Source organism: Allosediminivita pacifica, assembly GCF_003054175.1.
Lineage (GTDB): Bacteria > Pseudomonadota > Alphaproteobacteria > Rhodobacterales > Rhodobacteraceae > Allosediminivita > Allosediminivita pacifica.
The window spans coordinates 1-8,760 of the sequence record NZ_QBKN01000060.1 but is presented as its reverse complement, the minus strand read 5'-3'; the positions used below and the strand labels follow the sequence as shown (position 1 = coordinate 8,760).

General features: G+C 65.2%; 14 protein-coding genes. All 14 read left to right on the top strand.

Translation table 11 applies throughout. From position 1 onward, the window contains the following. Positions 1–168 (top strand): DUF736 domain-containing protein (locus C8N44_RS22510; RefSeq protein WP_146178906.1); only part of this gene is annotated, 168 nt, incomplete at its 5' end. A 195-nt stretch (positions 169–363) separates the two neighbouring features. Further along, positions 364–612, top strand: coding sequence for a helix-turn-helix domain-containing protein (locus C8N44_RS22505; protein WP_058099626.1), 249 nt, complete (start codon positions 364–366; stop codon positions 610–612). A 93-nt stretch (positions 613–705) separates the two neighbouring features. Continuing rightward, positions 706–981: a DNA -binding domain-containing protein gene (locus C8N44_RS22500; protein ID WP_089957690.1), complete on the top strand. Its 276-nt coding sequence runs from the start codon at positions 706–708 to the stop codon at positions 979–981. 106 nt (positions 982–1,087) lie between these two features. Next, positions 1,088–1,387: a transcriptional regulator domain-containing protein gene (locus C8N44_RS24240; RefSeq protein WP_373282747.1), complete on the top strand. Its 300-nt coding sequence runs from the start codon at positions 1,088–1,090 to the stop codon at positions 1,385–1,387. Next, on the top strand, positions 1,353–1,862 hold the full coding sequence (locus tag C8N44_RS22495; RefSeq protein ID WP_242661652.1) for a DUF2285 domain-containing protein: 510 nt from the start codon (positions 1,353–1,355) through the stop codon (positions 1,860–1,862). Before C8N44_RS24240 ends, C8N44_RS22495 begins: the two co-directional genes overlap by 35 nt. Positions 1,863–1,999: 137 nt before the next feature. Continuing rightward, entirely contained in the window at positions 2,000–2,281 is a 282-nt protein-coding gene (locus tag C8N44_RS22490; protein ID WP_009573772.1) for a helix-turn-helix transcriptional regulator, read from the top strand. Positions 2,282–2,397: 116 nt separating this feature from the next. After that, positions 2,398–3,477, top strand: coding sequence for a replication initiator protein A (locus tag C8N44_RS22485; protein ID WP_425352950.1), 1,080 nt, complete (start codon positions 2,398–2,400; stop codon positions 3,475–3,477). Then, positions 3,474–4,127, top strand: coding sequence for a ParA family partition ATPase (gene parA / locus C8N44_RS22480; RefSeq protein ID WP_107978936.1), 654 nt, complete (start codon positions 3,474–3,476; stop codon positions 4,125–4,127). Before C8N44_RS22485 ends, parA begins: the two co-directional genes overlap by 4 nt. Continuing rightward, the gene (locus C8N44_RS22475; RefSeq protein ID WP_043870025.1) at positions 4,124–4,378 is read left to right on the top strand and encodes a ribbon-helix-helix protein; all 255 of its coding nucleotides are present in this window, start codon (positions 4,124–4,126) and stop codon (positions 4,376–4,378) included. Before parA ends, C8N44_RS22475 begins: the two co-directional genes overlap by 4 nt. Beyond that, positions 4,375–4,896, top strand: coding sequence for a DUF2840 domain-containing protein (locus C8N44_RS22470; protein ID WP_107978935.1), 522 nt, complete (start codon positions 4,375–4,377; stop codon positions 4,894–4,896). Before C8N44_RS22475 ends, C8N44_RS22470 begins: the two co-directional genes overlap by 4 nt. After that, positions 4,893–5,435 (top strand): S26 family signal peptidase, encoded by a 543-nt coding sequence (locus C8N44_RS22465; protein ID WP_085816329.1) that lies wholly within the window; start codon positions 4,893–4,895, stop codon positions 5,433–5,435. Before C8N44_RS22470 ends, C8N44_RS22465 begins: the two co-directional genes overlap by 4 nt. Positions 5,436–5,501: 66 nt before the next feature. Next, a complete protein-coding gene (locus C8N44_RS22460) occupies positions 5,502–5,837 on the top strand; it encodes a DUF736 domain-containing protein (RefSeq protein WP_085816330.1) in 336 nt (111 codons plus the stop codon). Between the two features lie 2 nt (positions 5,838–5,839). Next, positions 5,840–6,604 carry a lytic transglycosylase domain-containing protein gene (locus tag C8N44_RS22455; protein WP_107978934.1) on the top strand — a complete coding sequence of 255 codons (765 nt, stop codon included), beginning with the start codon at positions 5,840–5,842 and terminating at the stop codon, positions 6,602–6,604. 243 nt (positions 6,605–6,847) lie between these two features. Next, entirely contained in the window at positions 6,848–8,602 is a 1,755-nt protein-coding gene (locus C8N44_RS22450) for a relaxase/mobilization nuclease domain-containing protein (RefSeq protein ID WP_089851203.1), read from the top strand. Positions 8,603–8,760: the final 158 nt, after the last annotated feature.

The following is an 8,760-nucleotide window of genomic DNA, read 5'->3' as shown; positions in this document are numbered from 1 at the left end:
ATCGGCGCCGCCTGGTCCAAGCGCTCGGGCGAGGGCCGCGACTATCTGGGCCTCAAGCTCGACGATCCGAGCTTCACCGCCCCGATCTACGCCAATCTCTTCGATGAGGAGGACGGCGAGAGCTACGCGCTGATCTGGTCCCGCCCCAACGGTCGCCGCAGCGAGTAGCGGCGCCGTGAGGCCCCGGCCGACAGGCCGGGGCCTGCCCGCCAATCCGGGCAACCGAATCAGTTTTCCGAATTGGCAGTGCTAATTCGAAAGTGCGATATAAACGCAGAAGAATTCCGGTGGAGATTCTCCTAAGAACGACTATAATGGTCGTAGTTCTGGCGCGCGCGCCGGGCCGGATGGGAGGTGATCTGCATGATCACCGCCCGACAATCGCGGGCCGCGCGTGCGCTTCTTGGCTGGACACAGGAGCAGCTTGCGGATGAGGCCCGGGTATCTTTGACCGCGCTCAAGCGTCTCGAATCCGAAAGCGGACTCGAGGTCTATGAGACCACGCGCGATCAGGTTCGACGGGCTTTTGAAGCGAATGGCATTCTGCTCCTGAACTCTGACCAGGGGATTGGAGTGATGCATGTTCAGGCGAAGGCCGTCCCGAAGGGCTGAGTTTTCCGGCACGTCTCCCCGAAGAGGGACGCCCGCCGTCGCCATGCTCACAAGAAGATCGAACAACCGTGCTAAACATGCTGGCAAACCGCAATGGGGTTGCGCGTGAGAAGAGGCGAATTGCAGGATGTACCGCCGCAAGGGGCCGTGGTGACGGATTATGACCGTCGCCACATGACGCAGTATATGCGTTTGCTCGATGCTGCAGGCGAGGGCGCGAACTGGCAGGAGGCGGCGCGGATCATCCTGGGGCTCGATACGCAGAAAGAGCCTGAGCGGGCGCGCCTGGTCCACGATACCCATCTTGAACGCGCGCGCTGGCTGAGTTCCGAGGGCTATCGGCAGTTGGCGGCGGGGCGCACCGGCTGAGAAGGTGATGCGTGCCACGCATCACCTGATGCCTTGGGGCGGACTTCCCAAGTGATTGATCTCCCGGAATCCTTTCCTGAGATCAACCCAGGGGAGAGGCGATGCCATGCAACCCGACCGCTCGAATTGGCGTGACCAGGCGGCCTATGACTATCTCGATGATCTGGCCGCGCCGGAACTCGGCTGGGAATGCCTGCGCCGCAATCCCGAGTATCAAGATGACTATGCAGAACTTGTAGGGGGACCACCTGAGAGGGCTGACCTGAGGGATCAGGTCGGCCGTCGATGGGGTCTGTGCTTTCCCGATACGGCCTGGTCTGACCGCGACTGTTGCAGAGATATTCTGGCGCCCCGAAATCGATACCAGCGCCGTGGTCCTCGCGGTCGCCCCCGAGGCACTCGTTGAAGGGACAGACGCCCCAGGCGGTCAGGTAGTCGCCCCAAAGGGCAGGGCATCCCCCATTGGCAAGCACCTGCGCCACAGGCTGCCGGACGGAACATACCTGCATCTCGTCGCTCCTTTGAAACACCATGGTCGGCTTGTTGCCACTGTTCCGCTCGGCCCCGAGGGCCTTGATCGCATCGAGGCGATCCAGCGGCTCCTCGCGGACCAGCACCGCCGTCGATCAATCCCCCGCGACACCCGTCTGACCGCGCAGCAGAAAGCACGCCTGCGGCGGGTCCTCCAGGCCTCCGACGCCGCCTTCGACGGCGCGACCCAGAAGCAGATCGCTGAGGTGCTGTTCCGTACCGGTCACCTGGATCGCGATGAATGGCAGGTCTCCTCTGCCCGTTTTGCCGTCTCCAGTCTCCTTCGTGAGGGGCGTGACCTGATCGCCGGCGGCTATCGTAAGCTCCTTCGTCACCAGCGCCGCCTCTAGGTCCGCGATCCCGCGCCGCGGTGTGCGAATTTTCCTCTGCCAACTCCCCACTGCATCTGACCGGACGCGCTTCGCCATCGTGACCGTCATCAGCCGCTGTTTCGCGGCGCTGGTCACACACAGCAGGGAGACGCCCGATGTCCGCCATCTCAACCGAACTTCCCCCGCGCTATCTGCGCACCAAGGAAGCCGCGCAGTTCCTGAGCCTGTCGGCTCGGACGCTGGAGAAGCACAGGACCTATGGCACCGGTCCCGCCTACCACAAGCTGGGCGGGCGTGTGGTCTATGCGATCGAGGACCTGCAGGCCTGGGTTGGACGGGGCGCTGTCACGTCGACCTCCGACCCGCGCGGACAGGTGCTGCCGGCGAAACGCCACACGCTCCCGAACCTCCCGCAGCCCGGCCGCTTCGTGCGCTGACCTTGGGGGGCGACACCTTCATGACCGATGGACGCAGACCCCGTTCCGAGCGTGGACAGCTCGATCTGTTCCGCGCGCTGCCCGGGGATTTCGCCCCAAGAGATGCGCAAGACCTCATGGCCTATCCCTTCTTCTCCCTCGCCAAATCCAAACGGGTCGCACCGATCGACTTTGCCGCTGGCAGCGTCAGCATCCGGGTCGAGGCTGTTCCTGATCACGGTATGGCCACGATCTGGGATGCCGACATCCTGATCTGGGCGGCGAGCCAGATCGTCGAGGCGCGTGACGCGGGTCTGCGCACCTCCCGGCTGATGGCCGCCACCCCATATGAGATCCTCACCTATGTCGGCCGCGGCACCAGTTCGCGGGATTACCAGCGCCTGAAGGCGGCGCTGGATCGTCTGCAGTCGACGACGATCTCCACCTCTATCCGCCAGCCGGCGGAAGGACGCCGCCACCGCTTCTCCTGGATCAACGAATGGCAGGAGCGCAGCGACAGGGACGGGCGTCCGGACGGCATCGAGCTGATTGTGCCCGACTGGTTCTACCAGGCCGTGCTCGACAATGCGCTCATCCTCACCATTGACCGGGCGTATTTCGACCTGACCGGCGGGCTCGACCGTTGGCTCTATCGCCTGGTGCGCAAGCACGGTGGCCGCCAGCGCGATGGCTGGCGTTTCGACTTCCATCATCTTCACCAGAAGTCCGGGGCACTGTCGCCCTTCAAGCGGTTTGCCTTCGAGCTTCGCGACATCATCCGGCGGCAGCCGCTGCCGGGCTACACACTCTTTCTGGTGACTGAGGTTGGCGGCCGCAAGCTGCTGGCTTTCGAGCCCGCGCCGGGCTGTGGAAAACCTGTGAATGGGTTCGTGCTATCGGGAACCCCGGCTATCGTGCTATCGGGAACCGGAGGCTCGTGCTATCAGGAACCCAAACAGGGGGTAACGCACGGAAGCAAAAGCGGAAATCGCCCCCTTAACTTAGAGTCTAACAAAGAGTCTAACTTTGAAGAGCGCGCGCGTGATGTGGAAAACCTCATCCGTGCCACCGCAAAAAGCCTCAGCCTGGCCGGTAAGACGAAGGCAGCTGTCGCCCCATCGGTGCCGCGAACGGCTTCCGATCAGGGGGTCGCAGCAGCCTCCGATCATCCAGATACGCCCCGCCTTCCTCTCGAAGTGCCGGGAGGTGGCGAATGATCATCGCTCTGCTCAATCAGAAGGGCGGCGTCGGCAAGACGACGCTGGCGCTCCATATTGCTGGTGAATTGGCGATACAGGGCAAGCGTGTCACCCTGATCGATGCCGACCCGCAAGGCTCCGCTCTGGACTGGTCGCAGCAACGCGCCCGCGAAGGTCTGCCGCGGCTCTTCGGCACCCTCGGCCTGGCCCGTGACACCCTGCACCGCGAAGTCCCCGAACTTGCCCGCACAGTCGACCATGTTGTTATTGATGGCCCACCGCGTGTTGCGGGGCTCATGCGCTCAGCGCTGCTCACCGCCGATCTGGTGCTGATCCCGGTACAGCCCTCGCCATTCGATGGCTGGGCCTCTGCCGAGATGCTGTCCCTCCTTGCGGAGGCCCGCATTTATCGGCCGGACCTTGTCGCCCGCTTCCTGCTCAACCGCTGCGGCGCGCGCACCGTCATCGCCCGGGACACTGCCGAGGCGCTGGCCGATCACGATCCTCCTGTGCTTGCCAGCACGATTTGTCAGCGCGTCGTCTTTGCAGATGCGGCACAAACTGGTCGCCTCGCCAGTGACATTGACCGTCAATCGCCTGCTGCCCGAGAGATCGCGGCGCTGACGTCTGAGATCGGGCGCCTCGGTCCTGGGAAGGTGGCGGTATGACCGGGCGCAATGACAAGCGTGGTTTCGCCGCGCGGCCAGTCGATGCCGAGACCTGGATCAAGGCTGGCGAGGCGCCATCGGCACACGGTCGCGCGGCGGCGATCTATACGGCCCGGCTCACCATCGACATCACCCCGGACCTGCGCGGTCGCATCAAGGTCGCAGCCTTCAGCCGCGGCGTCACTGTCGCTGACATGCTGCGCGAGTTGCTCGGGCGCGAATACCCGGAACCCGAAGGAGAACCTCAATGACCGGCTTTGTGATCCCCGGCGTGACCGGAGACGGACCGTTCGACGCCAATTCCCGCGGCGAGCTGACGCGCGTGGAACTGACCTGGGTGGAGAAGCGGATCGAGTTCTGGATCAGGTTCGGCCAGGCGGCCGGGGAACAGATCCTCGACCGCAGCCGCCGCATCGTCTTCTTCCGTCCCGGCGCCGTGTTTGGCTTCGTCCGCTGGGCGGCGAATGACGATGGAACCGTCGTCTCGCGCATCGACATCGTGCGTGCGGTCGCGCCCGGCTGTGCCTGTCAGACGCTGCCATTCGTGCGCCCAGGTGGCGAGATTTTGTTGAAGATCGAAGGCTGGCCCAAGGTCGAGAAGGTCCTCCGCCATGTCGATGCCATCGAGGGTCTCGGCATCGATCCTGCCGACGTCGATCCCGATCACTGGCGCCATGTCGCCCACTGGATGAAGGCGGGCGAAGCGTCGCGACCCTATACGGCGGAACGCCATGCCGCATGGCTCCGGCGTCGGGAGATCGGAAAATGACTCGTGCCCGCTACACCATGGTGACGGTTGCGGCGCTTGCCGCCGTCATCGCCGGCAGCATTCCGGCTGCGCCACGGCTGGTCTGGAACGCCTCGGCCAGCGTGCCGATTGGCTTCTATACCATCGCGCCGGTGGACCGGCTCGCGGTGCCAGATCTGGTCGTGGTCATGCCGCCTGAACCCTTTGCAGGTTTCATGGTCGCGCGCGGCTATGTCGGTCGCGATGTGCCGATCCTAAAGCACGTCATCGGGCTGCCGGGACAACGGGTCTGCCGTGACGGGGCCGCGATCACCGTCGATGGCAGACACCTGGGGGAGGCGCGAGAGCGCGACAGCCAGGGCCGTGATCTTCCTGTCTGGCAGGGCTGCCGCACCATCGTAGAGGGCGAGGTCTTCCTGATGAACCCGGCGGTCTCTGACAGCTTCGATGGCCGCTACTTCGGTCCGTTCCCCGCCTCGGCAGTGATCGGCCGGGCCAGTCCACTGTTCACCGATGAGGGTGGCGATGGCCGCCTCGTCTGGCACGCGCCGGAGCGGTGACGCGCGCTTATGGCGGGACGTGCCAGCGGCCTGCCTCCCATTCACCGCAAGAGGAAGGAGCTTCCAATGCCACAGATCGGCCAATTCACACGCACCCCGTCCGGCTATTCCGGACAGCTTCGCACGCTCTCGCTCGACCTGGAACTGACCTTTGTTCCAACCGATAACGTCGATACCGAGAAGGCTCCTGCCTATCGCATTCATCTCGGTGACGAGGATGGTCCGGAGGTTGGCGCGGGCTGGAAACACACCGGCGAAACCGCAGGGGCTTTCGTTTCGGTCCTGCTCGATGATCCGGTTTTCCAGCATCCGATCCGCGCCCGCCTGTTCCAGTCGGATGAGGAGGGCAGGGCATGGGGGCTGCACTGGACCCGCCCGAAGAAGCGCGATGAGCAGGACTGAAAATGACAATGTCCTGCACCCATCCCGCTTCGGGGAGATGCGGCGCCCGCCGCCGCATGCTCCTCCTTCTTCTTTCCGGCCTCTTCCTTCCGGTCACCGCCACCCAGCCGCTTCTGGCGCAAACCGATGCGCCCGATCACGCAATTGCCGTGCATCCCTACGCCGCCCAGGTCACCGAGGCATCGCAGCGCTTCGGCATTCCGACGACATGGATCATGGCCGTGATGCGGGCGGAAAGCGCGGGTGATGTGCGCGCGCTGTCGTCGGCCGGTGCGATGGGGCTGATGCAGGTCATGCCCGACACCTGGGCCGGGCTGCGCATCCGTCATGGTCTCGGCCATGATCCCTTCGATCCGCGTGACAACATCCTCGCGGGCACGGCCTATCTGCGCGAGATGTGGGACCGCTATGGCAATGTCGCGGCGATGCTGGCGGCCTATAACGCCGGTCCCGCCCGCTACGACGAATACCGCCTAGCGGATCGTCCGTTGCCGGCCGAGACGCGCGCCTATGTCGCTGCGCTTGCGCCTGTGTTGCTAGGCGAGCAGCCGCCGGACGGCACTGTTGCTGCAGCCCAGCCGCTCGATTGGCGTGAGGCGGCAATCTTCATCAGCCGCGAAGACGGGACCTCTGCGACCGATCCTGTGTCGCCTCACCGGACCGTCGGCGGCGCTTCTCCCCCCGTCCCGGCGGTACCTCAGGCGGGCCTCACCCCGCAGCCCGAGGGCCTCTTCGTCCGGCGAGAGACTGCTGAGGCCCGGCCATGACCCGGGAGATCACACTTCGCATTCCGACGTACTCTGGCGTGCTTTTGAGGGGGCAGGCGGTGGTGGCGGGCACCACGACCGAAGGATGGCAGGATAAAAGGGCGCACGGTGCGCGGCGGTTGGGCGGTTGTTTTTGTTCATGTTCTTGCCGCGCTCCGCACCGTGTGGCGCGTGCCTGCACCGTGCGAGATGTGCCTAACACTCTGATCTTTTGCGTTGTTTCGCACTGTGCGGGGATTTCATATGCCCGATGATCGCGAGTTCCGCATCCGCCCGGGGCGTATCCGCTCTACCCGGGCGCAGCAGGCCCGGCCCTTCATCGCACAAGCTCTGGCTGCCGCGAAAAAGGCCGGCGGTGGCGTCTCGCGGGCCGGGCGCGTCACCACGGGCAATCGGTCCCGCTTCGGGCGCGGTCAACGCGCCAGTATTCAGGCCAACCGCCTCATCACCGCCCGCACACGCGGCGCGGTGGTCAAGGCGCGTGTGGTCCGGCACAGCGGGAAATCCGCGCCCCTCGGAGCCCACCTCGATTACCTGCGCCGGGACGGCGTGACCCGGGAGGGGGAGAAGGCCAGGCTCTTCGGGCCGGGAACGGAGGATGCCGATGGCCGGGCCTTTGCCGAGCGGTGTCGCGATGACCGTCATCATTTCCGGTTCATCGTCTCACCCGACGACGCGCCGGACATGTCCGACCTGCAATCCTTCACCCGCGATCTCGTCGGGCGGATGGAGCAGGATCTCGGCACGTCGCTTGACTGGGTCGGCGTCGATCACTGGAACACCGCGCATCCGCACGTCCACCTGATCGTTCGGGGCGTACGCGACGACGGCCAGGATCTCGTGATCTCGCGGGACTACATCAAGGAGGGCATGCGGGACAGGGCACGGGATCTCATCACCCAGGAACTGGGCCCACGCAGCGATCTCGACATCCGCCGCACGCTTGAACGTCAGATCGGGGCCGAGCGCTGGACGCAGCTCGATCGTCAGTTGCTCCGGGATGCCGGGCGTTCCCGCATCCTCGACATGGCGCCGGATGCGGATCGGCAGCCGGATGCGTTTCACGCGCTGAAGGTCGGGCGGTTGCGCCGGCTGGAAGTGCTCGGCGTCGCCGACCAGATCGGACAGTCGCAATGGCACATCAGGGATGATGCAGAGGCAGTCCTGCGGGAGATGGGGGAGCGTGGCGACATCATCAAGCGGATGCATCGGGCGCTGACGGAACGCGGGATCGAGCGCGGGTCCTCGAGTTTCGTCCTTGCCGCAGAGAGCCTCGATGTTCCTGTCATCGGTTGTCTGGTCCAGCGGGGCCTCGATGACGAGCTGAAGGGGACAGCCTATGCCGTCGTCGATGGTGTCGATGGCCGGAGCCACCATATCCGTCTGCCCCATCTCGACGCCGCCGGCGACAGCGCCCCCGGCTCTATCGTGGAACTCCGCACCTATGACGATGCGCGCGGCCAGCGTCGTGTCGCACTGGCACCTCGGTCCGACCTGGAACTTGCTACTCAGGTCACCGCGTCCGGGGCCACCTGGCTCGACCGGCAGGCAATCGCGCGCGCCCCGCTCGCCTTGTCGGACCAGGGCTTCGGTGCCGAGGTCCGGGAGGCCCTGGAAGCCCGGGCCGAGCACCTGGTCACGGAAGGGCTAGGAGAGCGGCGGGACGGCAGGGTGGTCTTTGCCCGGCGCCTGCTCGGAACCTTGCGCGACCGCGAGCTGCAGGCGGTTGGCGCGCAGCTCTCGGGGCAAACCGGTTTGCCGTTCAACAAGGCTGATCCGGGTGACTACGTCAGCGGCATCTATCGCCAGCGTCTCGTGCTGGCTTCGGGCCGTTTTGCCATGATCGAGGGCTTTGGAGCTGACGGCGCGCTCGGCTTCCAGTTGGTGCCCTGGTCTCCGTCTCTCGAAAAGCACCTCGGCCGGGATGTCACCGGCGTCGCGCGCGGGGACAGCGGAGTGGACTGGGACTTTGGCCGCAAGCGCGGTCTTGGCCTTTGATCAACACACCGGAAAGGAGCGACAGTCATGTCCGCGACCAAGATCCTCTGGGGGCAAATCTCTATCGTCTTCCTCATCATTCTGGCCACCACCTGGGGCGCGACGCAATACGTGGCCGCGAGCCTCGGCTATCAGGCACAGCTGGGACCGCCCTGGTT

Coding starts and splice junctions, on each gene's coding strand:
- C8N44_RS22505 (WP_058099626.1), top strand. CDS start 364: ATGATCACCGCCCGACAATCGCGGGCCGCGCGTGCGCTTCTTGGCTGG.
- C8N44_RS22500 (WP_089957690.1), top strand. CDS start 706: ATGGGGTTGCGCGTGAGAAGAGGCGAATTGCAGGATGTACCGCCGCAA.
- C8N44_RS24240 (WP_373282747.1), top strand. CDS start 1,088: ATGCAACCCGACCGCTCGAATTGGCGTGACCAGGCGGCCTATGACTAT.
- C8N44_RS22490 (WP_009573772.1), top strand. CDS start 2,000: ATGTCCGCCATCTCAACCGAACTTCCCCCGCGCTATCTGCGCACCAAG.
- C8N44_RS22485 (WP_425352950.1), top strand. CDS start 2,398: ATGGCCTATCCCTTCTTCTCCCTCGCCAAATCCAAACGGGTCGCACCG.
- parA (WP_107978936.1), top strand. CDS start 3,474: ATGATCATCGCTCTGCTCAATCAGAAGGGCGGCGTCGGCAAGACGACG.
- C8N44_RS22475 (WP_043870025.1), top strand. CDS start 4,124: ATGACCGGGCGCAATGACAAGCGTGGTTTCGCCGCGCGGCCAGTCGAT.
- C8N44_RS22470 (WP_107978935.1), top strand. CDS start 4,375: ATGACCGGCTTTGTGATCCCCGGCGTGACCGGAGACGGACCGTTCGAC.
- C8N44_RS22465 (WP_085816329.1), top strand. CDS start 4,893: ATGACTCGTGCCCGCTACACCATGGTGACGGTTGCGGCGCTTGCCGCC.
- C8N44_RS22460 (WP_085816330.1), top strand. CDS start 5,502: ATGCCACAGATCGGCCAATTCACACGCACCCCGTCCGGCTATTCCGGA.
- C8N44_RS22455 (WP_107978934.1), top strand. CDS start 5,840: ATGACAATGTCCTGCACCCATCCCGCTTCGGGGAGATGCGGCGCCCGC.
- C8N44_RS22450 (WP_089851203.1), top strand. CDS start 6,848: ATGCCCGATGATCGCGAGTTCCGCATCCGCCCGGGGCGTATCCGCTCT.